We start from the raw sequence: 24,717 nt of genomic DNA on the forward strand, positions 1-24,717 counted from the left end.
GTTTTGTCCTTCATCACATCGATGAAGGACACTTTCATTCTGGCATATACTAGAACGTTTGCTTTTGCTTCTTTCTAGCAATCCAAACACCGAATACCAGCAATAAAATACCTAAGAAAAGCCAATTATACATAGTCGTATATGTTATCGGAAGCTTGTTTTTACCATCTAGAGTTGGCACTTGAGATAGCTCCTCTTCTTCTCCTTCTGGCGGCAACTTCTCTTCTTCTCCTCCCGGTGGCAACTTCTCTTCTTCTCCTCCCGGTGGCAACTCTTCTTCTTCTCCTCCCGGTGGCAATTCTTCTTCTTCTCCTCCCGGTGGCAATTCTTCTTCTCCTCCCGGTGGCAACTCTTCTTCTTCTCCTCCCGGTGGCAACTCTTCTTCAGAAGCATTCATTAAAGCAGAAAATTTATCCCACACATCATCCCAAAGAATATTTCCGTCCTCATCCCTTTTCACTGAAACAATTCTACCTTGACTATCATATTCAAAAAGAGCTTGGACGCTATCGAAAATATCGTCTGGGAGTATATCTCCCGCTTCGTTGACGGATTTGTCTCCATCAAACATATAATTTCGATTTGACTTAAGGGGTGTTGGAAAACGATCTCTTTCCTTTTTCCCCTCCTTCGTTTGATAAGAGACAAAGCCATCGATCGTAAAGTCTGTTGGAATTTGGGCATAGGTTGTAAAGCTAAGGTTAGCACCTTTATTATTTACTCCGATATTATTTTCGGCAATTACTCCTGGGTTACTATTACTCGTGAAGCCGAAATATCCATTTTCAAATGCGATGCTATTTTTGATGACATGTCCAACGTGAACCCCTTCTCCCCCTAGTTTAAATCCATTTTTTCCTGCATTTCCTTCATAACCATTTGTTAATGTACCATTATGAAACGCGATGCTATTTTCAATCGTTACTGCACCAATCGCTCCTGTTCCAACTTTTGTATACAAATCCCAGCCATCATCAATATTATTATGAGCAATCGAGCCACTAAACACATTTCCTTCACCAACTGTCAGTTTTGCAGCAAACCCATCGGCATTATTTTCAGATGGATCACGATTATCAAAAGATACACTATTTAACACTGTATTGAAAGCTGGCCACTCTTCTCGAGGTGTAGACGGATCGGTGCGACTAATTTGTAACCCTGTATCCCCATGTTCAAAAACGCGAACATTTTCAACGATATTGTGGCTTCCACCGATTGTATATCCTTTTGTATTACCAGCGGATTTCGCAAAATCTATTCCAATAACGTGCCAATAATCGCCGCTATGGACAACTCCTTCAGACTTACGATCAAAATCAACTAACGGTCGCTCTTCTGCATCAGGGTCAGCCAGCAAATATTTCAATGCGTTCTCTGAACCATCGTTGTATTTTTTTATTTCAAGAGGTGCTTGACGAACATAATGGCCTTCTTGAACGATAATGGCCTGTCCTTTTTGTAAAAAATCAATCGCCGTATCGAGGTCAAGCGGGTTCCCCTTTGTTCCTTCTCCCGTGCTTTCTCCATCTGGTGAAACATAAATATCTTCACCATTACGATACAATCTGTGCTCAACTGAAAAGTTTTTTACAATTTGGTGATAGACTGTTAAAAATTGTGTATCATCCGGTAAAAAGACAATCGTTAAATTCGTTCTGTCATTTTCATTTATCGTAGTCGGAATTTGCAGTTTTTCGCCAGACACGATTTCTTGCTCTTGAACAATTTCCTCTTGACCTCGTTTCACAGTAACAACACCATCAACATTAGAGCGTAGCAATAAGTCATACTCTGTTTCTGCTGTTTTATCAAGTGATAAAATGTCAATTGACGGATTTATCGGCTGTTGTGGTGGATCAACTTTCGGTTTGTCTGTCTTTACAGCTGTTACTCGAAAGTCAATATTGCTCACTTCAATTGTCGCAAGGCGTGCGGTATAAAAACCGACATATACTTTCTCATCTTGCACATGTAAAATGTCTGGTTCATAAAAAATAACTTCTTCCCCATCATTGAGTGCCATTGTATATCCACTATTTGTTTTTGTTAATGTTAGACGATACGGCTGCTCTGGGTGCGTCGAGGAAAGGTTTGGTTTCCCCTGCTTTAACATGTAACTTTGTATTCCTTCACTTCCTTCGCCATCAGGAGCAAGGACACCAGTTCGGATAAATCCTTGTGTTCCATTTGGATTTCTTGTCCCCCCACTGTATCCACCAACGGCTGCTATATTGGAAGCAAATACACTCGCATCTTGGACCGAATTAATCGCGTCTCTTGCCATTAATCCGAAAGATTCTTGTCCGTCATGTGGTTCTTTTGCATATTCAACGACTTTAAGATCAGCCGATAACGTAAAATTATCTTCTGTTGCATCAATTTCTGTGTAAAAATAAGAAACTCCATCATGGTCTCCCGTAATTTTCCCACCGCCTTCTAATGCAACAAGTCGTACTGTGCCGTCATCAAGTGTTTCAATATAATTACGTTGACTTGAGGTCGATTGTCCAAACACGATGGAATTCCATTCATAATCAACAACCTCTCTTACTGTCACAAATAATGAAATCGCTTGAATCGCAGGATCAGTTGGAACTATGACAATGTCGTAGGTTCCTTTTTTACTTGAATCAAAACGGGAGGAATCAACCCTATATTGCTCTTTTGGATAAACTTCTGTTTCCCCGTTATCATATACTTTAGAAACTTCTAAACCGGTTGAATTAAAGCTCTCCCCTATCGTATAGGTCGTAGTTGGGTACTCTGTTATCTCAAGACCGATGAGCTCTTTTTCCTTGACAATAACTGAAAAACTAGTCGTGATCCCTTTGTGGCTTATTTCCACATCTTTTTCTCCAATAAAACTTGTATCAAGCGGTGCGACTTCATACTCATCCGGCAATAGGCGAACTTCATTCCCATTACTATACGTCGCATACATTCGTAATCCGGCTAAATCAATGTCTTCCTCTAAGAAATACACTGTTTTTTGCGGGAGTTGTTTTATCGTTACACTCGTTAATTCTGCGTCTATTACAACGATAGAAAAGGTAGTCTGAATATGAGAGGCTTCCTTTGCCGTCACAGTAACCGTTTTTCTTCCTGGTTCCGAGAAAGTATACTGCTCGACTCCTTCTCCATCGATAGTAAGGACATAATCAGCATTTGATAATTCCTCCTTGTAACCGTTTTCATATTTTCCGATAATCGTTAACCCTTCAGTTCTAAACGAATCACCAATATAATAGTTTGTTTTTGCTGGATAAAAGGAGATTGATAATTCGGTTAAAGTTAAAGCAATGATCTTGAGGTCAATGGTTGCTGTTGCGCCTTGGTAATGTAGTGTAATCGTATTTGTTCCCGGCGTCGAATTGTCGAATCCTGTGACAATATAGTCGCTGTCTTGTAAGACTTGCTCTGTCCCATCTGAAAATATAGCTTTCACTACTACATTTGACATATCCAATTGTTCACCGACAAGGTACTCTGTTTTCATTTGACTTGTATCAATTTGTAATTCATTAACTTCTCTTCTGTCAATGACAATATCAAAGTCTCGAAAGGTCACTTCGGCATCTCGAGCAACATAAACACCGGCATAGAGAGAATGGTGAAATAAATCTTCAGCGATGATGACTTCCTGTTGTCCGTTTGTTGATACAACATACGTATTTCCTGATTTTCGAATTGATAATTCATATTCCTCTCCATTTGTCGGCACTGAAACTCCTTGAAAGGCATCTCGTTTTGTTTGATTTCCAGCTTGTTTGTAAAATCCTTTCATCACTGTATCTAGAGCTCCGACAGCGACATAATGACTCGTTACTGTTGTTGAGTCAAGATGTTGTCCGATTTCATCTCGGAGCATTAATCCAAATGACTTTTGATTTGGTGTACTGATGTTAGCATTCTGATTAAATGCACGTACTTCAGCTTTTGTTGTTAAAAGAAAATTAGCATCTGCTGGTATTTCTTTAAACATAAAAGACAGTCCTTCATCTCCAGAGGCAATTTTTCCACCTGAAGCGGTTAGTGTAACTGCACCATCCTCATGTGTAACCGGACCAGGATTACGTTCTTCACTCGTATTTCCTCCAAACGCACGAAACTCCCATTCACCAATGTCTATTTCATCGTTCACTATGTTTAATTGCACATCTGTAAATGTTACTGTCGTATTTCTAGACGTATATAAACCAGCAAAATGAATGTCTCCGTTATAATGTTCGATCGTTTGAATTTCATCATCTACTTTCAAGATATACAGTTCCCCAAGTTTTTGGATGCTTAACTGATATTCTTCTCCTGCAAGTGGTGGGGATGCTTGAAACTCAAAGCCGTTTTTTTGAATCGAACTTTCTTTATATTTATAAAATCCTTTCATTTGTTGATCGAGAGCTCCGACCGCAACGTAATCACCTGTAAACGTGCTATCATTTTCATTATCCAACACATTTCCTCTAACCATTATTCCAAAGGAAACTTGATTATTGGCCGTCCATTCCTCAACACGAGCTTTCGCCGTGATTTCAAAATTATCAGAGCTCTCCACTTCTTTGTAATAGTATGCAATTCCTTCACTAGAGCTTGCAATCTTACCCCGGTTGTTTGTACTTCGTAGTGTTACAGTTCCAAGTTCATGTTCAGTAATTTCAAAGTTTTCATACGTAATGTTGGCTTGTCCACCATTATCACCAAACACAGCCCCATTCCAATCACTCTGAATTTGAATCATTTGTTCTTGGGATTTCTCACTTTGCTCTTCTGCTAGCACTGCCACATGCAAAGGTGATATAGCTAATACGATAGCTAATATAAAAGCAACCCAACTTTTCCTTTTCTCCATGTTTTTCCTCCTTTCATTTTGAACCAACAAACGCGCTCACGCCTTTCTAGTAATCTTTTAAATAAAATTCATAAAAAGGAAGATTCACCTCTTCCTTTTTTATGAAAGAAATGAACAACGTTGTAAAATGACTATCGCGTAACCTGTTTTATTTTTTCCTTCACAGTTGCTCGCATGCCATTGTTTACAATATGATTGACATCAGTTGTGACGGTTTGCGTTAAGTCTGGAATCAAATTTAAATCCATTCCCCATAACTCCTGATTTGCTAATATTTCCGTCACCATCATTTCAATCGTAGACTCATTACACTCCACTTTATTCCACGCATTTGAAAACTGTAACAGTACATCTGGATTATCACGAATCGTATATTCTTGTTGTCCTCGTTTACCGATTAAAAAATCTCCCTCAACTCGAAGTGGACGATAGTAAGTAAATAAAGCTGCCAAAGAAAATACAATCGCATCTGGTAGCTTTTGATTTTGGCTTACATACTCTTGTAATGTAGGAAGTAATCTCGACTTATATTTATACACAGCATTCATGCCAATGTCGGTTAAAAAATGTTTATTATATGGGTTTAAAAAGCGTTCAATGACAGAAACAACAAATGCTTCTTTTTCTTGTTTTTCCATGTTCACCATTGGAAAGATTTCTTCATTGATTCCTTGTTCAAAAAAGCTTCGTAACGTTTCATCTGTCATTGCCTCTAACACCGTATCAACACCTGATAAATAACAAACGGCAAACATCATCGTATGTGGCCCATTTAATAATCGAACCTTCAACTCGCGATATGGTGTCACATCGCCCCATTTTACATTTAACCCCGCTTTATGAAACGGAATTTTTTCAGCTATATCCTCATCTGCCTCAATCGCAAACATATGATAAGGTTCTCCTGTTGTAAGAAGGCTGTCTTCATATTGCAACGTCTTGTTATAGTAAGCCAATTCACCTTTCGGATAACCCGTTACAATCCGGTCCACTAGTGTGTTACAAAACTTGTTATGCTCGCTTATCCAGTCGATAAATTCTTGTGGTAAGTTCCAATCACTAGCATACTGTAACACTAACTCTCGTAATCGATCCCCATTGTTCTCGATGAGCTCACAAGGGATAATGGTTAAGCCCGCTTTGGCTTTATCTTCGAAAGCTAAATAGCGGTGATGTAATATCGCTGTCACCTTTCCCGGAAATGACAGTGGACTTTCTTTTTCGTTATAGTTCTCTTTGTGATACGTCATCCCCGCTTCAGTTGTATTAGAAAACATAAATTCTAATTGTGGAGACTCAGCTAAAGTGACGATTTCACTCCAGTCTGTATACGGATTAATTGCTCGTGAAATAGCCCTGATGATTTCGTTTTTTTCAACTCTTTTCCCCTCTTGAATTCCTCGTAATGAAACGGTGTACAAACAATCTTGGGCCAATAGTTTAGGAACAACTTTTCCATGAGGTGTTGGTTGAACCGCTACAACCTTCCCGTTAAATAATCCTTGTTTATTCATCTGATGAATCATCCAATCGACAAAACCACGCATAAAATTGCCTTCCCCAATTTGAATCACTTTCTCTGGAAGCTGTACTTCATCCTTACTAAATTCTACTTCTTCTGCGATTTTTGTCCGTTCTAACGCCAGATTTAATTTTTGCATTGCATTCCCACCTCACATCTTGTAATAGAGTTATAGAATAACGCCATCTTTAAAAATCGAAATCTCTTTAAATCCATTTTTTTCGTTATTTGTCCGCTTATAACCTGAAGCAAGATCGATAATGTAATCAAATAATTCATCTGTTAGTTCATCCATCGCTTTTCCATGAACTAAGTCTCCGGCATTAAAGTCAATCCAATTTTTTTTCTTTTCTGCTAATGCCGTATTCGTTGACATTTTCACAGTAGGAACAGGTCCCCCAAATGGTGTTCCTCTGCCTGTTGTAAAAATGACGATATGTGCTCCTGCAGCTGCCAATGCTGTGACTGACACTAAATCATTCCCAGGTCCTTGCACTAAATTTAACCCTGTCTTTGTCACACGCCCACCATAAGGCAAAACATCTGTCACAGGGGAAAATCCTCCTTTTTGAACACATCCTAATGACTTCTCTTCTAGCGTTGTGATGCCACCTTTTTTATTTCCTGGGGAAGGGTTTTCATAAACGACTTGATTATGTTTAAGGAAGTATTCTTTAAAATCATTCACTAAATCAACAATCTTATGAAACACCTGTTCATCTGATGCTCTGTTCATTAAAATCGTTTCTGCGCCAAACATTTCTGGAACTTCGGTTAATATCGTCGTTCCACCATGGGCAATTAGTTTATCTGAAAATGCCCCTACGAGAGGGTTTGCCGTAATTCCTGAAAATCCATCCGAACCACCACATTTTAATCCGACTTTTAATTTCGATAGTGGGACAGCTTCTCGCTTAAACGATTTGGCGTAAAAAACTAAATCACTAACTAGTTCAAGAGCTTCTTCAAGTTCATCGTCTGCTTCTTGAACACTTAAAAATTTCACGCGATTTTCATCATACTCACCAATCACTTTTTTAAATTCGGCAATATGGTTATTTTCACAACCTAAACCTAAAACTAAAATCCCAGCGGCATTAGGATGGTGAACTAAATTGCTTAATATTTTTTGAGTATTATGAAGGTCGTCACCTAACTGAGAACAACCGAATAAATGTGGATAATGATAAACTCCATCAAATCCTTCTTGTTGAAATTGTTGATTGGCTGTTTTTGCTAGTAGCTCCGCTGTTTTATTAATACAACCAACAGTATTAATAATCCAGATTTCATTACGGATCCCGATGTCGCCATTTTTTCTCACATATCCATAGAATGTTCGGTCACTTTTCTTTTTTGTTAGCGAGGTTGTTGTTGGTGTGTACGTGTATTCAAGTGTACCAGCTAGATTTGTTGCGGTATTATCGGTATGAACCCAATCCCCCTCTTGAATGTCTTGTTTTGCATGACCGATTGGAAAACCATATTTAATAATATCAGTTCCTGCTTTAATAAAGTCCGTAGCTATTTTATGACCAATAGGAATATCTTTCTTTACAATAATCTCTTTCTCTTGAAAAAAGAGCTTGTCGCCTTTTTCATAGTCTTTTAATGTCACAATAACATTATCGTTTTGGTGCACATGAACGAACGAGGTATTCATTATTGTCACTCCCTTTTTTAAAAATAACAACGTTGTTATTCTCAATAGTATAAGACACCATCTTCATTGTCAATCCATTGAGTGCTTTACAATTTTTTTGTTTTGTTGTCCTCGTTTATGTAAAAATAGGGGAAGCATTCGACCAAAAATCGCAGCTAATGTTTGTTGAAATAAAGTGCCAATGACAACAGGGACAGATACTTTTGCTGGAAAATATAAGATTGCTATCGTTGCACCAACACTAATATTTCTCATTCCACTATGAAACATAAAACTAATCATGACATCATTTTCATATTTACAAAACTTTGCGACAGCTATTCCAAGAAGATAACCAAATGAGGCTACAAAAAGGACAACAAAAGCAATCATCAATAATTCAATATCTAAAGTTATAACAGGGGCAGCTACAGCACTATTTATTGCAATCACGATACATAAAGCTATTTTTGAAATAGGTGCTACAGTTATTTGAATGGCCTTCGCCCTACGATATGATAAATACTGAACAAACATACCAAGTAAAGAAGGAATGACAATCATCCATATTAAACTTGTCATCACTTCGGTTATTCGAATATCCACATTTGCACCGACAAATAAAAATAACGACAACGGAATTAACAACGGTGCCAATAATGTATTGATGACGACGATTAAGATGGATAAGGATGAGTTCCCACCATAAATAGACACCCACATCATACTCACAACACCAGTCGGAATAATAAAGGCAATAATCAGCCCTGTTATCGTATAAGGATCGGTTGAAAAAGTTAAATGACCAATACTGTAAGCGATACAAGGCATGATACATTGAATGATGAGTAGTGCTACGAATATAGGAGTGGGTCGCAGTAGGATGAGTTTCATCCGACTTACTTGTATACCAAGACTACTTGCAAACGTAATGAAAGCAAACACCCATGGTACGGTATGAACAAACAAATAAAGCTCATTAGCAAATAATAACCCGATACAAACACTTAATGGCGTTAAGAAAGCTAGTCGTTTTTGCAAAAATACATTAAGCGTATTCATTTGAGACTTCTTTATTTACGTCCTCTTGAATTGTCTGCTTATTTTCAACTATCTTAAATATAATTGAAGCGATTTTCGTCATCACATAGCATACAAGACTAGCAGTAAAAAACGGGATTAACCCAGGTAAAAACATTAGAAGGTATTGGATAGCGACAATCGCAATCCCCATTACTATCATATACTGCGGATATGCGAGACTAAGTAGAAATGCGGTTTTTATATAATGTGTCCCTTTGTTTTTTACATGTACATACACTGGGAAGAATAATAGAAATGTCATGAAAAACACAATCGTCAAAACAAGGAGAACATAACGAACCATAGTCATCCAAAAGACTTGGTCTGTAGCCAGAGTAAAGTTTATATAAAGAATTAAACTGAAAAAAGCAAAAAATAAACCAAAACCGTTCGCTTTCATAAACTCTTCTTTATAATACTGCCAAAACGTTGAAAATAAAGGAAACTCCTCTTTTTGAATGACCCATTTTCTCATCACCGCAAATAAAGCGACCGTAGCAGGCATAATCCCAAATAAACCAAACCCTACGAGCGTAAACAAAATCCAGAGTAGATTCATGTAAGCTAAGCGAGAAATAATTACACTTACTCGATAAAAACCACCAACCCATCCACTCATCTCCATGTTTATCCCACCTTTCATACTCATTATTGTCATTGTAGCTTTCCAATCGATTGTATTAGCTGCTTTGCCACTGCTTCTTTATTCGAATAAATCGGTACTAGAGCAACTAACGACTGTTCTTTGTCGATTCCCATTTCTTTAAACCACAATGATTCGCGCTTGATCGGGATCGCATAAATTTCACGCTTTCCCGTGTCTTCATTGATTAAAAAGTATGGATTCGTTTCCACAAGTGAAACATCCCTTAAATCAGATAGCTCATATAATCCGTCTGGATCATAGGCTGCACTCATCAATTCTTCGTCAATAAGAAGTAAATCCCCATTATGTGTTGCTATTTCAGCTACTAATCTTTCAAAAGTAACAGGAAAGACAGTCAAATTATACTGACTTTCTTCAACCTCTAACACATGTTGGACATACTTATTCACTTCTTCTTGTTTTTCACTAGGAATATCAGCAAACATTAAAATCGTGAATTGATCATTCGATTGGCTACACCCTATCATACTAAGTAAAATGAAAACGAAAAAATACTTTCTATACTTCATGAAATACACCTAAGCATCATTCATTTCCATCTTCAATTTTCTTTACTTGCATACTTGCTAACACAAAGGCACCAACACCATGTAAATCATTTTCGCTCGTTTCACGGCTGACATAATAGTCATACACCCCAATGGATGTGCCAATACAAATGCGCGTTAACACGAATTGCCCTTGTTCGTTTTCTTGAACACAATGAGTAAGAAGACCTTCATACGCTTTCTTAACCTGTTCATAATACGTTTTATCAACTAGTCCTAATTTGATCGCTTTAGCGATTGCATAAACGAATAAACTAGAACAAGAGCTCTCAATCCAATTATCTTCTAGGTGTCCTTTATCGATAATTTGGAACCATAACCCTGTGTTTTCATCTTGATAGCGAACGATATCCGCAACGAATTGTTGCAACACTTCAACTAATGTTTGTCTTTTTGGGTGGTTTTCTGGCAACAGGTCAATCATATCAACGAGTGCCATTCCATACCATCCTAAAGACCGTCCCCAAATTTCTGGTGCCGTATTCGTATCCGGTACATTCCAAGCTGTTTTTCCACTTTCATCCCAACCATGAAAATATAAGCCAGTTTTTTCATCCTTCGTATGTTTTCGCATTAAAGATTCTTGATATAAGACAAGGTCAACTAATTCTGGTTCATCGAATTGCTGCCCATATTGAAGTGTGAAAGGACCGGCCATATACAATCCATCTAACCACATTTGATACGGATATTTATCTTTGTGCCAAAAGCCACCTTCACTTGTTTTGTTAATCGTATTTAATAGATTTCTTAATTTTGAAGCTGCAATTTTATAACGTTCTTCCTTTGTTTCCTGATAAAGAGGGAATAAAAGCAAACCTGGTTGAATTGCATCAAGTTGGTCTCGTTCAAAATAAAAGTTCCCATGTTCATCAACTAATTTATCGACATACTCTTTGAAGTAATGAAAATACTGTTCATTTTTTGTTTCTTGCCAAACACTATACATCCCACATAAAAATACTCCTTGATGGTAATGCCAACGATAGGCGGGTGGTAATAATATCGGTTCATATTGTCCCATTACACTTTGACACGCTTTTTCTGCCCATTCCAACACATTTTTCCCATTTATCGCAACAACTTTTTCCATTTTTCTTTTCCTCCCTTTATACTTTTATCTAGTCACAAGCAAGATAATGTTCTTCTTTTTGTGCTTGCTTACCTAAAACATAAACATCTTCACAATTTTTCAGTTGTATCACAGATGTATTAGCATGTATTTTCGGCATTTCCACATTGTCTAATTGAACATGTTTTGTTTCTATTAATTGAATTGCTGACCCTTGCCGCGTTTGAATATGAACATCGTGACAAGTCAATCTATGAATATATTTCCCAAACATCCCGGCTCCCGCCATGATTAGCGTTTCTTGCACCATATCTGGTTCTCCCCCTTGCTCTAGAGGGTCTTCTATCGTTTCAATCGTGACATGCCGAAGGGAAACATCTTCAATTGGTTTTTCAGGTAACCCATATAGAAAACCTGCAGCAGCACGACACTGCTTTGCTGTGATTTGGTGGAGTTGAATATGTTTGATTGTTGGTGTCTTTTCAGTAATTTCGACTGCTTCTGGACTTGACATGAGCGGGTCATGCTCATCAATCCCATATCGATAAAATGAATTAATCGTAAATGGACATAACACATGTTCCATGTATACATTGGAAATAAGAATATTTTCAATATATCCACCACGAGCACGATTCGTTTTCAAGCGAATCCCACGGTCTGTTCCTATAAACAAGCAATTCGATACCGTTACGTTTCGAATCCCGCCTGAATTTTCACTTCCAAAAACAACACCACCATGACCAGCTTTCATCGTGCAATTTTGTACCGTCACATGTTCTGTAGGTCTTGCTATGTTACGACCATCTTCATTTATGCCTGATTTTAAACAAAGACAATCGTCTCCAACATCAAAATGACAATTGGAAACTCGGACATATGTGCAAGAATCAAGGTCTAAGCCATCACCGTTAGGAGCATCGGCTGGATTTTTAAATGTTACTTTATCAACTGTTACATCATGGCAATACACAAAATGTGTATTCCAAAATGGCGAGTTTTGTAGCGTTACCCCTTCAAGTAAAACATGCTCACATTCAAACAGCTGCAAAAGCGGTGGTCGCAAAAATTGAGATTCCCATTCAACTAGATTTGTTTTTATCGCTAGCTTTTCATGATTTAATTGTTTTAATATTTCTGTAATCGTAGAATGATAGGTCTCCCCTTTTTTTAATTGATGATACACATTCCACCAAGCTTCTCCTTGTCCCTCTAATATTCCACGACCTGTAATAGTAACATTTTTCAAGCCATTTCCATAAAGCAAAGGCGAAAATCCATAACACTCATAACCAGACCAACGCGTACGAACAGGGGAATACCGTTGAAATTCCGGATAAAAGATGACAATAGCTCCCGCTTCGACTTGAAGAGTGATATTACTTTTTAGTTCAATCGGTCCAGTTCTATATTGGCCAGCAGGGATAACAACAGTTCCTCCACCTGCTTTTGTGCAAGCGTTAATCGCCGTTGTAATTGCCTCTGTATTATCGGTTTTATTATCGCCTTTACCACCGAAATCGAAAATGTTGTAATACACTCGGTTTCCCCTTCTTTCCTATGAGTCTAGTAAATCCTCTCTTACTGGTGTAAATGTATCAATTAACTTTCCTTTTTCAATCGCAACTACTCCATGTAACGCACCACCTGGAATATATAATGTGTCTCCTTGCTGTAGCTTGACTTTTTTTCCATCAACCTCAAATTCAAACACACCTTCTATGCAATACGTATATTGCTCATGATGATGATAATGCAAAGCACCGACTGCACCTGCTTCAAACTCAACTTCCATCATCATCAATTGATTACCTGGTGGGTGAATTTTTCGTTTTACACCTGTGTCAACTACTTCCCATTGTCCGATCATACGTACCACTTCCTTTTCTCTTTTCTTTCGTAATAAGAGGAATGAACATCTGTATTCCTAGCACAAATGCAAGTACCCATGGAATCGTCTGCATATTGATTTCAGTTGAAAAAATCATAAAAAGAATGACACCTAAACCTCTTCCCATATTAATAACCGCTTCTCGTAACACAACAGATTCAATGCGAAAATGGGACTGTAATGGGAGAGCATCAAGCCAAGTATAATAATAGACCGCATATGTATTCGCTTGAATCGGTTTAAAAAAAGAGTTAAAGACCATAAATAATACGACTGTGATAATAGAAATATCCCAAAATAAAATGAGTGAAGACACAAGCATTCCAATGGCTGCAATCGTTACATTCAGTGTTGTTCCATTCTCAGTTGCAGTTCGTGACAAAATATAACTAGCGATAATAGATACTACTAAAAAGACGATATTCATATAGCCAACAAAGCTCTCATTCGGGAAAATTGAAAATAATAAAATTGGCGGTATATACATTAAAATCCCTTGTGGAAACCCGATAATAAACCAACCAATTAAAGAATGACCAAATCCTGGCTGTCTTTTAAGCAGTAACGGTATATATTTCATATAATATTGCTTATGATGTGTTCCCTGCTCTTTAATTTGAAAACTACCGATCGTCGCTATGACAAACATAAGAAAAGCAAAAGAAAAAACTATGCTATATCCCGTTAAATCTGAATTTATACTAATGACAACACCAGCCGCTGCAGGTCCAACTAAATTCGCTAACCCCATCACAATTTGATTCCAACCTAAATAGCGATGTCGATTTTCATGGTTTGACACTTCATGGGCTAATGTAAAATAACTAAGCCAATACGCTGCTTGTGAAACCCCGCGAAACAACGCAAACCAAATAAAATAATGAACCATATTTTCTTGTGTTAAAACAATTCCTAAGTAAAAAAGAGCTGTTAACCATATTCCATAGCGATAAATGACTAAATGACCTTTTTGTTTTGCAAACTTTCCAATAACAAGTGTCGCTACTACTTGTGAAAGAATTGCCGTTACATTAAAAACTCCATTTACTAGTAAACTCTCTGTTAGTCGCCATAAATATAAATTAATAAATATAATTGATAGTGAATTACCAAATTGAAAGATGGCATGGTTAATGAGGGTGTATACCGCTTGATTTGATAATTTTTTTTCTTTTGGCACTGCAAATCTTAGCATTCATCACACTTCTCCCTGCCCATATAAACAAACTAAGCATCGTGTCGTTTTTTATAAATAAGAATAAAACTGGTCGCTTCCTTTAATTGGCGCTGCTTTTTGTCCAGCTAAGCGATGACATTGTAATCGAATGAGTGTCGCTTGTGTCGTTGCATTCATATCACCTTCCACTTTCCCTCTCCCTAGCAATACAGGTTCTGGCATCAACGGATAATGTTCACCTTCTTTAATTTGGGCCACATTTGGGGCTGGTGGTGATCCTTGTCGCTCTCGTGAAAATCCCCCATCACATCGTTTTAATTTGCTCATATTTTCAAATGTGATTGTCAGTATTTCTACTAATTCCTTTTCCGGAATCTCAACATTCATATAGGAAAGTAGGTCAATCGGGTTGCGAATATAACACATATCCTCTGCTTGCTCTGTTCGCAAACAAGTTAAAATACTTTGATAGATTTTCTCCTTATGCGGAAATGGAACTTGATATTTACTGAAAAACGTATACAGCTTAAACGTTCCTGATAGCTGAACATATAAACTTCCTTCCCCCCATAAGCCCGTTTCTTTATTTTGGCGTTGTTGTAAATACTGAACCGCTTCATTCACAAAACGTTTTTGTTCATTGTGAGGTAATTCTTCCATATACACACAAGAAGTCGCAAATAGATCACAGCCCCGCCAGCTATTTGAAAAATTAATCGTATCCCAATGGGTGCGATAAGCTTCTATCGATTGCACATACGGTGGAGCAGTCTCAGAAGCAACAGGTAAAGGATACAATGGAGAAGCACCAAGTCGTCGCAAGCTTCCTACCGCATAGCTAAGCGCACGGTGAACCATGACTTCATCTTGTTTCATCAATGGATTCACATCATAAAAGTAACCAGTGCTATCTTGTTTTTTTTGAAAAAAGTCAACTAGTTGTTTCTTCATTTGGTCCGGCATATTGTCTAGTAATTCATTTCGATGCAAAATATTTAATGCTTGTGCTGTCGATTCAATATCAGGGGAGAAATATTCATCATTGATTGAACTTTGCGCGTAATAAAACCCACCTGATCTTTTGTCATATTGGCTAGCGAGCCATTGAAATATTTCATCAAATACATCTTCCATCTCCATAAATAAATCGTTCAGTTCATTGACTATAGAAGTCATTTGTCACCATCTCCAACGTATTTACTTGAAAGGTTACACATCGTAACCTTTCATGACTATCCTTTTACAGAACCGATAAGAGCTCCTTTGGCAAAGTATTTTTGCAAAAATGGATAAACGATAAGAACAGGAATGGTAGCGACGACAATAACAGCCATTTTAATCGTGATTTCCGGCGGTGGAACACTCGAAAATTCCGAACTATCATAATTTAACCCACTTGCTAATACAACAATTTGCCGTAATAATACTTGAACAGGCCATTTGGAAGAATCACTTAAATAAAGAATCGCATGCATGTACGTGTTCCAATACGTCACTGCATAAAACAATGAAATTGTCGCGATTGCAGGCATAGAACATGGAATAACGATCCTAAATAAAATCCCAAAATCACTACAGCCATCAATTTTCGCTGATTCTTCTAACCCTGCCGGAAGATTTTGAAAAAAGCTTTTTAAAATAATCATATTAAATGCATTTATCGCGACTGGAATTACTAACGCAGCCAAAGAATTCAGTAACCCTGTTTGCTGAACTACTAAAAAGGTTGGTATCATTCCACCATTAAACAACAATGTAAAAACGATGAAAAACATAATAAATCTTCGGCCGACTAAATCTTTACGAGAAAGCCCATACGCAGTTAACGTCGATAAAAACATACTAAACAACGTTCCCCCGACCGTCACCCCGATTGATACCATCATCGCACGCATAATCGTATCGGTTGAAAAAATATACCGGTACGCATCCAAGCTCCATACAGTAGGAATTAATACGAATTTCTTTTGAGCTAATTCTGCACTTGTTGTAAACGAAGCCGCCACAACATGAATAAACGGCAATACACAAAGAAGCGCGATAATCGTTAATATCGTAATATTTGTTATATTGAATAGGCGACTGCCTAATGATTTATCCCCAACCATCTTTGTTCCTCCTTACTAGAATTTTAGTAGACACCTTCTTCACCTGCTTTTTTCGCAAGCCAGTTTGCGAAAATAACTAAGATCAATCCGACAAGTCCTTTAAAAAATCCAACTGCGGTACTATAACTAAATTGACCTTGTTTCAGTCCTGCCGTATACACATACGTGTCGAAAATTTCACCTACTTCACGGTTTGAAGCATTTAATAATAAGTACACATGTTCAAATCCAAGCTCTAGTACATCACCAATTTTTAAAATTAATAATACGACAATTACGCTTCGAATCGCCGGTAGCGTAATATGCCACATTTGCCGTAAGCGATTCGCACCGTCCATTTTTGCCGCTTCATATAGTTGTGGATCGACGGCTGCAATTGCTGCTAAGAAGATTATCGTTCCCCAACCTGCTTCACGCCAAATAACTTGAAGAATATACATCGGTCGGAACGTATCTGGGTTCATTAGGAAATTTATTTTTTCAAATCCTAACGATTCAATAATCGAATTTATAATTCCACCATCTAACGTTAACATCACAAAGCTGACAGATACGATAACAACCCAAGACATGAAATGTGGAATATAAATTAATGTTTGCACACTTTTCTTAAACATTTGATTTCTGACTTCATTTAGCATTAAAGCTATAATGATAGGAATCGGGAAAAACACAAGAATTTGTAAAGCAAATAAAACAAGTGTATTTCTGAATATCATCCAAAAATCAGGACTCGTAAAAAGTCTTTCAAAATGTTTAAAACCGACCCACTCACTCCCTGTTACACCTAAATACGGTTTATAATCTTGAAATGCGATAATAAGACCGTACATGGGAATATATTTGTATACAAAAAAGTACAAAATTCCCGGTGCAATCATAAGATAAATCCACTTATTTTTCTTTATTCGCCTCATGAGCTCAGCTCGTTTAGCCGACTTCGGTATAGGAGGCTTTGACTTTCCAAGCGCAACTTGATTATCCATAACCTAACTTCCTTTCTGTTCAAAATGACTAGTAGATGTAAACGCTTTCTAGGTTTCATAGTAGTGTGTTATTGTAATTACAGCTATAATCATTACTTCATAAAGTCGTAGGAAACCTTGATTTTATTAGGGTTTCACACCAAACAAAGATGATGATTATACTGGTCATCTTTGTTTGATAATCGTGAAGTGGCAAACTGATGTTGTCATTGGAACCGTCCGTACATTTCATTCGGACACCTGTTCCACTATTCTTGCAAAACTCACCTGTTTTGGCTTACGTTCGGACATACGTTCCGCTATTTCACTGTTTCGCCCGCTTTTTCTCCTCTTTTTATACCAATAACGGATCTGAAGTCCGCTACAACGTTGAATTTCATAGAAAACACTTGATTAGCGGAACACATGTCCGTTACCGCTACAAGCATGCTACCCATCTCGCCCTCCAAAAAGAAAAAGCTGGTTAAGACCCGACGGCCTTCAACCAGCTTTTGTTACTCATTAGTTTTGTGCTTGATAAGAAGCGTTAAATTCTTCAATAATCGCATTTCCACCTTGAGACTTCCAATTTTCAATCGCTTTTTCAAAACCGTCTTTGTCAATTTGTCCTAAAATATATTGGATAGTAGCATCGTCAATCAGTTGCTTTAATCGGTCTCCGTCTTGAATAAATGTGTCAGAATCTAGTGTGACTGTTGGGTCTGAAATTAAATAGTCATTATTTTCAAGAACAAGTACATCTGCTTTTTGGCGAACTTCATAATCAGTATAAAGCTCATAGCGGCCTGTTGTTTCTGGTTCACCAATTTCCATTGTTAAATATGGACGGATTTCACGGTCAATGATAGCTTGGTCTGCGATATAAACTGCTTTTCCGTCTTGGACTTCATAATGCTCTCCTTCAATCCCCCAGTAAAGTGTGTTCATTACATCAGGTGAAGCTAATTTGTCATAGAATCCAAGAATTTTTAGTAACTCTTCTTCTGTTTGCACTGATGATTTCGGGAACATCATTACTTCACTAAATCCAGGAATAGCCCAAACACCAAATTCACCATGCGGTCCTTCGACATAATTATGAACGTCAAATTCCACATCTGGGTTAAGCGCCACTGCATCGTTATAAATGGTATTTACATCTTGCATCGATCCTACATAAACACCAGCCGTACCATTTGCTACCATGGCAACTTGGTCGGTCTTACTTGTAACAGGGAAGTCTTGGTTAATGTATCGATTCGAATGCATTTCTCGGTAGAAATCCAATGTTTGCATATACTCATCAAACATAAATTCAGGTAGTAACTCCCCGTCTTTCACACCCCACTCATGTGGTGTTCCAAACCAAGAAGCAATCGTTTTAAACCCACCATAAATTAAGTCACTGCGGTCTGCTAACCCAATTGTGTCATCTTTTCCAGAATCATTTGGGTCATCTTCTGTAAAGGCACGAACCATTTCCATAAATTCATCTGTTGTTGTTGGTGCTTCTAAACCTAAGTGGTCAGCCCAATCTTTTCGGTAAATGATCCCTTGACGAGATAACGGTCTACCTTGATAAACCCCATAAATTTTTCCATCAATTGTTGTATTTTCCATAATCTCTTCATTTAAATTACTTAAATTTTCGAATTGATCTAGATACGGCCCAATTTCCCAAAATTGGTCATTTCGAATGGCATCTTTAAATTGATTCATTTGAGCAAACCCGATTCGGACAGAATCTGGGAAAGAACCTGTTGCAAAAGCAGTATTTAAACGCTCGTCGTAATTATCGTCTGGTACCCATTGAATATCAAGCTTATATCCTGTTTTTTCTTCAATCAATTCTTGTATCTTTTTATCCGGAGTTTCAGGTGTATGAAGATTCGTCATAATAGAAATTTCAAATGGTTCTTCTGAATCCGCCTGCTCTGTTGCGTCATTTGTTTCGCTATCATTATTATTCGATGTATTTTCACTACTGTTATTACAAGCTGAAAGTAAGGCTAAAACAAGAAAAAACATACAAAACATGCTAAACGTAATTTTTGATTTAAACATTTACAAACCCCCATCTTTTTTTGTGTTCAACTGTTATCTTCCATGTAAACCTCCACTTTGTAACCCCTTTCAAAAATCACCGCCCCCTACGTTTTTTCAAGAAAGTAACAACGTTGTTAACGAAAATAATAGAGGATATAATCGGTGAAGTATATAATCAACAACTCATAATGTAAGCCCTTACAACCCTTTTGTTTCAAACTTTTACTACAATCTAACATAATGATTATCCTGTTCATTCCCATTATCGATGGAAACAAAAAGACATCGAAAGTTCAGTTTATTATCGACAACCAAACTTCCTGATGTCTTCCATTTCTAAGGTGTCTTTTTATATTTTTCACGATATTGTCCTGGTGTCATATGTTCCTGTTTTTTAAAAGAACGAATAAAGTTTTGTGGATTTTTATATTGCAACCGTCCAGCAATCTCCTTTACCGTCATATTCGTTTCCATTAACCATTGTTTTGCAATCGTAAAGCGATACATCGATAAATATTCTGTAAATGTGTAATTTGTTTCTTGCTTAAATACACTACTTAAGTAATTTGCATTATAGTGAAGCTGTGCTGCGCATTCTTCTAACGTAATATCTTGATCGTAATTTTTCTGAATAAGGTCAATCATTTTTTCAGATAAATTTTGAAATTGTGATTCACGGCGGTCGTGAAACACTCGAATTAATGGAGTAATCAGCCTATCTTTGAACCATTGTTCGATTTGTTCTTTCGTATGAAAGTCCAATAGCTCTTCGTATAAAGAAGAATGTTGAACATCAATTTGTTGAAAGCTAATCCCACTTTCTTGTTTAATAATCAATAAATTGTTTAACAACCGCATCATCGCAACCTGGTATTCCTTTGGTGATTGTGTATTTTTAAATGCTTTTGACATCCATTCTGACAAGAGCGGAGCCGCTTTTTCCTCATCGGCTAACTTAATTGCTTCCACTAATTCTTCCTCTGTTCGTTTTGGATAATCAAACAAAACTGTATGTTTTCCTGAATTTACCGTACTAAAATGAACAATGACACCGTGCCCTAATTGCATACGATGCTTTAATGCTTCAATGCCTTCTTTGTATCCTCGTTTTGCTTCTTTCAATTCCGTAAATGGCAGACTAATTCCAATACTAACCGATATTTTTAACAGCTGACTAATGTTCATTTGGATTTTTTCGGTTACATCATACACAAGATCTTCATTGTTGGATTGCTTTTCAAAGCCAAGGACCATAACCATGATTTGGTCGATCCAAACGACAGGAAAACGCTTTGTTTTCTCCACTGTTTCTTCTACAATATTTTTAATCGCAAAAGACATTTTTTCATGGTCAAAGCTCTCCCATTTTTGTTTATTATCATTATCCACAGTTAATGTACAAATCACCATTTCTCTCCAATTCTTTGTTACGTCTTCTAATTGAAAATACTGAAGATTATCTTTAATTTCGTTCGTTTTATAATGGCCTGTGAATAGCCTTGTTAAAAACAATGACTTTAATTGTTGTGTATGCTCTCGTAACTCCAATTCAAGCGATGAGTTCGATGAAAACAATTCATTAATATGTGCTTCGATAATTTCTAACTCATTCTTTTTTTTTATTTTTTTCCTCGTTTGGCCATCTTTCTTCCAAATAAGCAACAAGTTTGTTAACAGGAGAATAAAGTTTCCTGCTTATAATCCATATATAAAGACTGCATGTTAACACAATAAAAGTAATCATTAAAAATGTAATGAGACCGATTTTTTTACTTTCCCTTGTAAGAATATCAATCGAGTTAAACGAAATATAATACCATTGGTTAAAATCTGATTGTTGATATGTGACAGCATAAGGATAGTTTTTCGAATGAACATTAAACTGGCCCGCTTGACCTGTAAAGCCCTCTAATGAATCGATGTAATGCGTATCAACAAGTGATTGACCGATAAGTTCTGGGTCACGGTGCACAAGGATACGAAACTGTTCATCTGTTATCATCACTTCATCAGAAAGTTCATCGACATTAATCATCTCAGCTAAGCTACAAGTCGAAATGTTTGTGAAAGCTAACCCATATTTTGAACTTCGTTTAGGTGGAAGTTTTTTGACTAAGCTAATGGTTTGTGGACAATCACTCACAACGAGTGGGGATTCAAACTGCTCTTCATCAAGCAAAACCCACATTGTATTATGTTCTAAATCAAGATAAGACAGATATACTTCTTTATCTGGGTGCTCATCTAACCGAGATAAACCTGCATTATTTACAAGCCAATCTTCTTGAAAATTGAGTAAAATCACTTCATCGACTTTCGTATAATAGGAACGAATATTACTTAATTCTTGTCGTAAGTCGCGATAAATTGAAAAATCTTCTCCCAATAACGGCCGGCGAATTACCGCCTCCATTAACGAAGAATCAATCGTATTACTAACCGTATGATGTACAGTAACAAGGACTTGCTCTACGTTAGATTGAATTTGTCGAATGACTTCGACTTTTTCTTGATTAACCTTTTCTTGTATATGTTTTGATGATTGGGAATAGGAAAATACCCCTACAATAATGACAGGGATGATACTAATAATACTGGCAAACACAATTAGTTTTGTTAGCAAACTTTGATTTTTCATTTTAAGCCTCCCTTCAACCTCATACCTTCCTACCAACCGTTGAAAGGGTTTACATTTGATTGCAAAAAAAAATAGGAATTTGGAAATTACATAATATTTTGTTAATTATACCATGTCTTTTTAAAGGTATGTCTAGAAAAAATACAAAAAGAGTCGGTTGTTCCTACCAAAAAGATGTAGAATACCGACTTTTTCCTTATTTTTTCTTATACATTTTCCCTTATGGCTTCAATATATTGCTTTATCTCTTCCATTTGTTCTCGTTTCGTATGTTCAAGTATGACATCACAATTCGGCTTATATTTCTCTAGTAGTCTCATATATAGTGCAAGATTCATATCACCTTGTCCAGGGGTAACCGTTTCTAATAATCCCTCATCGGTTAGCTTCCGGTCCTTAATATGTCCGGCAATAATCTTTGGGCCTAAAAGTTCAAATACTTCCCTTATCACATCATCTTGTCTTGAAAAATTTGCTGATGTTAATAGGTTTCCTGGATCAATGATCACGCCAAAACTTGAACTGTTCAACTCGTCTAACACATTTTTTAACGTTTTCGCATCGTCAATTAAATGTCCCACAGCTGGTTCAATTCCGATTATTACTCCCCATTTTTCAGCTTCTTTTTCTAGTTCTTTAAGAGTTGCTTTTAATATCAGCCAATCTTCTTTTGTTCGGTCTTGCTCTGCCATTTTTCCTACTTCAACCGCTACAACCGCTGCTCCAAATTTCGGCGCATACTGGAGTGCTTCTTTAAAACGGACGATATTTTCTCTTCTTTTCACTTCATCTCTTTCAAATAAATGGACATAACAAGCTAAAATAGAAATCACTACATCATTTTTGTTAAATTCTTTTACTATATTTCTAACTAAACCCGGGCTCAAAAAACCTGGTTTTTCAAACTGATAATCACTACATGCTTTCCAAAGTGCTAATTGTACATGTTCAAAGCCAAAACTACCAATCTCTTTTGCCAATTGTTGATAAGGTTTTTTTCCGAATAAATGAGCCAACACACCGACAGTCATCTGTTCCTCCTCTTATAGTAGCTTTTGAGATTGAAGATTTCTTACAATTAATTTCGCTATTGTCCTTGCTCCTACTTCTGAAAAATGTGTATCATCTTGAATACCGTCTTCATAATTAGAATGATTCCGTGGGGGAAGCCACATAAATAATGTTTTCAATTCCTTTGGGCCGATGTTCTCAAACAAAACTCTACTTTCTTTCGTTACATCAATCATCGCTACCTTCTCCGACTGAGCAAGCTCTCGAATTGCAACAGGATAGTCTCCATGTGTCTCAACAAAATGTCCATCTTCAGTGAAGCTTCTTCTTTGAACCGGGGTTAGTAAAATCGGAGTGACCCCTTTAGTCTTTGCACTTGAAATAAACTCCTTTAAGTATTGCTTAAATGTTGAAAAAGGGGTTGTAAATCGCTCATCTTGTTTTGCATCATTATGTCCAAATTGAATAAGTAATAAATCACCTTGTTTAAAGTGTTGCTCCATGTTTTGTAATCTCCCTTCCTCAATGAAGCTTTTTGAACTTCTTCCAGAAAAGGCAAAATTTCTTATGGTTACACCAAATAAGTAGTCACCGATAACTTGCCCCCATCCTGTCATTGGTGCACAGTCTTGCGAATAGGATGATGCGGTTGAATCACCAGCGATAAAAAGCTGTTTACCTGCCATCGCTCTCCTCCCCTAACTCTTTATGAAAGTTACTGCAAAATATCAGTCGTATTTTCATGCGATACAAAACCAAGTTCCTTTTTCGCTAATGCCATATCCCATGGCTTTCCTGGATTATCTGAAACACCATAATACGTTCCAAACGATTGGTCAGAATCTATGGCTGCCGTAAACAACCCGACTACATCCGTTTGTGAAAGCAATGTTTTTTGAAGGCGTTCATTCGATTCAACCTCTTCTTTTGTCACACCTTTTGGAACAGAGCCAATGCGTATATTCATCACAGATAAATTTTCTTCCGTTGAGAATAAATAACCTAGTTGCTCAGATGCATACTTGAGGACGCCATAAACTCCTTTAGAACGCGGAACATCGTCCGTTGTAATTTCACGTCCAAGCAAGGAAACGCCATCAAGCTCATACACATCTGTAACATGATTAGAAGAAGCAAAAATCACTTTTGGAATTCCTTTTTGTTTTGCCGTATAGAACAAATAATACGAAGCTTTAAAAAAGATGTCAGTCATTCGTTCAAACGTATCGACGTCCGAAATCGAGTGGGACGTTTCTGTATTTAGTAAATTAATTAGGACATCTGCTTTAGGCATTTTCGCTTCAATGTCTTTTCTATCGGTAGCATCGACCGAAATAAAAGTAGCTTTCATCCCTATTGGCTTCTTTTTATCCATAATGATGACATCATATTTTTCTGACAGTCCATTCGTTAAAATTTGACCTATTGTCCCTGAGCCACCGACCATTACGACTGTTTTCATACTTTCATCTGTCCTTTCTATCTCCATATAGTATTA

At 37.1% G+C, this 24,717-nt stretch carries 19 protein-coding genes; all 19 read right to left on the reverse strand.

Translation table 11 applies throughout. The features are described 5' to 3' along the window. Positions 1 to 49: 49 nt before the first annotated feature. Entirely contained in the window at positions 50 to 4,849 is a 4,800-nt protein-coding gene (locus T323_RS28095) for a right-handed parallel beta-helix repeat-containing protein (RefSeq protein WP_051556591.1), read from the reverse strand. A 131-nt stretch (positions 4,850 to 4,980) separates the two neighbouring features. Continuing rightward, a complete protein-coding gene (locus T323_RS0117835) occupies positions 4,981 to 6,510 on the reverse strand; it encodes a tagaturonate reductase (RefSeq protein ID WP_026674500.1) in 1,530 nt (509 codons plus the stop codon). A 30-nt stretch (positions 6,511 to 6,540) separates the two neighbouring features. Continuing rightward, the gene (locus tag T323_RS0117840) at positions 6,541 to 8,034 is read right to left on the reverse strand and encodes a UxaA family hydrolase (RefSeq protein WP_026674501.1); all 1,494 of its coding nucleotides are present in this window, start codon (positions 8,032 to 8,034) and stop codon (positions 6,541 to 6,543) included. Between the two features lie 69 nt (positions 8,035 to 8,103). Next, positions 8,104 to 9,075, reverse strand: a complete 972-nt coding sequence (locus T323_RS0117845) for a bile acid:sodium symporter family protein (RefSeq protein ID WP_026674502.1) — start codon at positions 9,073 to 9,075, stop codon at positions 8,104 to 8,106. Further along, on the reverse strand, positions 9,062 to 9,721 hold the full coding sequence (locus T323_RS27045) for a YesL family protein (protein ID WP_051556592.1): 660 nt from the start codon (positions 9,719 to 9,721) through the stop codon (positions 9,062 to 9,064). Before T323_RS27045 ends, T323_RS0117845 begins: the two co-directional genes overlap by 14 nt. A gap of 29 nt (positions 9,722 to 9,750) precedes the next feature. Then, entirely contained in the window at positions 9,751 to 10,272 is a 522-nt protein-coding gene (locus tag T323_RS0117855; protein WP_026674503.1) for a hypothetical protein, read from the reverse strand. A gap of 16 nt (positions 10,273 to 10,288) precedes the next feature. Beyond that, a complete protein-coding gene (locus tag T323_RS0117860) occupies positions 10,289 to 11,404 on the reverse strand; it encodes a glycoside hydrolase family 88/105 protein (protein WP_035179132.1) in 1,116 nt (371 codons plus the stop codon). A gap of 28 nt (positions 11,405 to 11,432) precedes the next feature. Next, complete coding sequence (locus T323_RS0117865) at positions 11,433 to 12,923, reverse strand: glycoside hydrolase family 28 protein (protein WP_026674505.1); 1,491 nt, start codon at positions 12,921 to 12,923, stop codon at positions 11,433 to 11,435. An 18-nt stretch (positions 12,924 to 12,941) separates the two neighbouring features. After that, on the reverse strand, positions 12,942 to 13,253 hold the full coding sequence (locus T323_RS0117870) for a cupin domain-containing protein (protein WP_026674506.1): 312 nt from the start codon (positions 13,251 to 13,253) through the stop codon (positions 12,942 to 12,944). Further along, positions 13,228 to 14,469: an MFS transporter gene (locus T323_RS0117875; protein ID WP_026674507.1), complete on the reverse strand. Its 1,242-nt coding sequence runs from the start codon at positions 14,467 to 14,469 to the stop codon at positions 13,228 to 13,230. Before T323_RS0117875 ends, T323_RS0117870 begins: the two co-directional genes overlap by 26 nt. Positions 14,470 to 14,520: 51 nt before the next feature. Continuing rightward, positions 14,521 to 15,627, reverse strand: a complete 1,107-nt coding sequence (locus T323_RS0117880; RefSeq protein ID WP_035179135.1) for a prenyltransferase/squalene oxidase repeat-containing protein — start codon at positions 15,625 to 15,627, stop codon at positions 14,521 to 14,523. 56 nt (positions 15,628 to 15,683) lie between these two features. Further along, positions 15,684 to 16,559 (reverse strand): carbohydrate ABC transporter permease, encoded by an 876-nt coding sequence (locus tag T323_RS0117885; protein WP_026674509.1) that lies wholly within the window; start codon positions 16,557 to 16,559, stop codon positions 15,684 to 15,686. Between the two features lie 23 nt (positions 16,560 to 16,582). After that, complete coding sequence (locus T323_RS0117890) at positions 16,583 to 17,476, reverse strand: ABC transporter permease (protein ID WP_281175748.1); 894 nt, start codon at positions 17,474 to 17,476, stop codon at positions 16,583 to 16,585. Positions 17,477 to 18,046: 570 nt separating this feature from the next. Beyond that, entirely contained in the window at positions 18,047 to 19,588 is a 1,542-nt protein-coding gene (locus tag T323_RS0117900) for an extracellular solute-binding protein (protein ID WP_084309317.1), read from the reverse strand. Between the two features lie 318 nt (positions 19,589 to 19,906). Next, positions 19,907 to 21,232 carry a helix-turn-helix domain-containing protein gene (locus T323_RS28100; protein WP_051556593.1) on the reverse strand — a complete coding sequence of 442 codons (1,326 nt, stop codon included), beginning with the start codon at positions 21,230 to 21,232 and terminating at the stop codon, positions 19,907 to 19,909. Next, positions 21,177 to 22,208 carry a cache domain-containing protein gene (locus T323_RS28105; protein WP_051556594.1) on the reverse strand — a complete coding sequence of 344 codons (1,032 nt, stop codon included), beginning with the start codon at positions 22,206 to 22,208 and terminating at the stop codon, positions 21,177 to 21,179. Before T323_RS28105 ends, T323_RS28100 begins: the two co-directional genes overlap by 56 nt. A gap of 206 nt (positions 22,209 to 22,414) precedes the next feature. Beyond that, complete coding sequence (locus T323_RS0117915; protein ID WP_026674512.1) at positions 22,415 to 23,239, reverse strand: sugar phosphate isomerase/epimerase family protein; 825 nt, start codon at positions 23,237 to 23,239, stop codon at positions 22,415 to 22,417. A 12-nt stretch (positions 23,240 to 23,251) separates the two neighbouring features. Beyond that, entirely contained in the window at positions 23,252 to 23,905 is a 654-nt protein-coding gene (locus T323_RS0117920; RefSeq protein WP_026674513.1) for a rhamnogalacturonan acetylesterase, read from the reverse strand. A 29-nt stretch (positions 23,906 to 23,934) separates the two neighbouring features. Further along, positions 23,935 to 24,681 (reverse strand): NAD-dependent epimerase/dehydratase family protein, encoded by a 747-nt coding sequence (locus T323_RS0117925; RefSeq protein WP_026674514.1) that lies wholly within the window; start codon positions 24,679 to 24,681, stop codon positions 23,935 to 23,937. Between the last annotated feature and the right edge of the window lie 36 nt (positions 24,682 to 24,717).

Source organism: Alkalihalobacillus bogoriensis ATCC BAA-922 (assembly GCF_000621445.1).
In the GTDB taxonomy this organism is placed as follows: Bacteria; Bacillota; Bacilli; order Bacillales; family Bacillaceae_F; genus Bacillus_AO; species Bacillus_AO bogoriense.

Excerpts from the sequence above, each read along its gene's own strand:
- T323_RS28095 (WP_051556591.1), bottom strand. The coding sequence starts at position 4,849 with ATGGAGAAAAGGAAAAGTTGGGTTGCTTTTATATTAGCTATCGTATTA.
- T323_RS0117835 (WP_026674500.1), bottom strand. The coding sequence starts at position 6,510 with ATGCAAAAATTAAATCTGGCGTTAGAACGGACAAAAATCGCAGAAGAA.
- T323_RS0117840 (WP_026674501.1), bottom strand. The coding sequence starts at position 8,034 with ATGAATACCTCGTTCGTTCATGTGCACCAAAACGATAATGTTATTGTG.
- T323_RS0117845 (WP_026674502.1), bottom strand. The coding sequence starts at position 9,075 with ATGAATACGCTTAATGTATTTTTGCAAAAACGACTAGCTTTCTTAACG.
- T323_RS27045 (WP_051556592.1), bottom strand. The coding sequence starts at position 9,721 with ATGGAGATGAGTGGATGGGTTGGTGGTTTTTATCGAGTAAGTGTAATT.
- T323_RS0117855 (WP_026674503.1), bottom strand. The coding sequence starts at position 10,272 with ATGAAGTATAGAAAGTATTTTTTCGTTTTCATTTTACTTAGTATGATA.
- T323_RS0117860 (WP_035179132.1), bottom strand. The coding sequence starts at position 11,404 with ATGGAAAAAGTTGTTGCGATAAATGGGAAAAATGTGTTGGAATGGGCA.
- T323_RS0117870 (WP_026674506.1), bottom strand. The coding sequence starts at position 13,253 with ATGATCGGACAATGGGAAGTAGTTGACACAGGTGTAAAACGAAAAATT.
- T323_RS0117875 (WP_026674507.1), bottom strand. The coding sequence starts at position 14,469 with ATGCTAAGATTTGCAGTGCCAAAAGAAAAAAAATTATCAAATCAAGCG.
- T323_RS0117880 (WP_035179135.1), bottom strand. The coding sequence starts at position 15,627 with ATGACTTCTATAGTCAATGAACTGAACGATTTATTTATGGAGATGGAA.
- T323_RS0117885 (WP_026674509.1), bottom strand. The coding sequence starts at position 16,559 with ATGGTTGGGGATAAATCATTAGGCAGTCGCCTATTCAATATAACAAAT.
- T323_RS0117890 (WP_281175748.1), bottom strand. The coding sequence starts at position 17,476 with ATGAGGCGAATAAAGAAAAATAAGTGGATTTATCTTATGATTGCACCG.
- T323_RS0117900 (WP_084309317.1), bottom strand. The coding sequence starts at position 19,588 with ATGTTTAAATCAAAAATTACGTTTAGCATGTTTTGTATGTTTTTTCTT.
- T323_RS28105 (WP_051556594.1), bottom strand. The coding sequence starts at position 22,208 with ATGAAAAATCAAAGTTTGCTAACAAAACTAATTGTGTTTGCCAGTATT.
- T323_RS0117915 (WP_026674512.1), bottom strand. The coding sequence starts at position 23,239 with ATGACTGTCGGTGTGTTGGCTCATTTATTCGGAAAAAAACCTTATCAA.
- T323_RS0117920 (WP_026674513.1), bottom strand. The coding sequence starts at position 23,905 with ATGGCAGGTAAACAGCTTTTTATCGCTGGTGATTCAACCGCATCATCC.
- T323_RS0117925 (WP_026674514.1), bottom strand. The coding sequence starts at position 24,681 with ATGAAAACAGTCGTAATGGTCGGTGGCTCAGGGACAATAGGTCAAATT.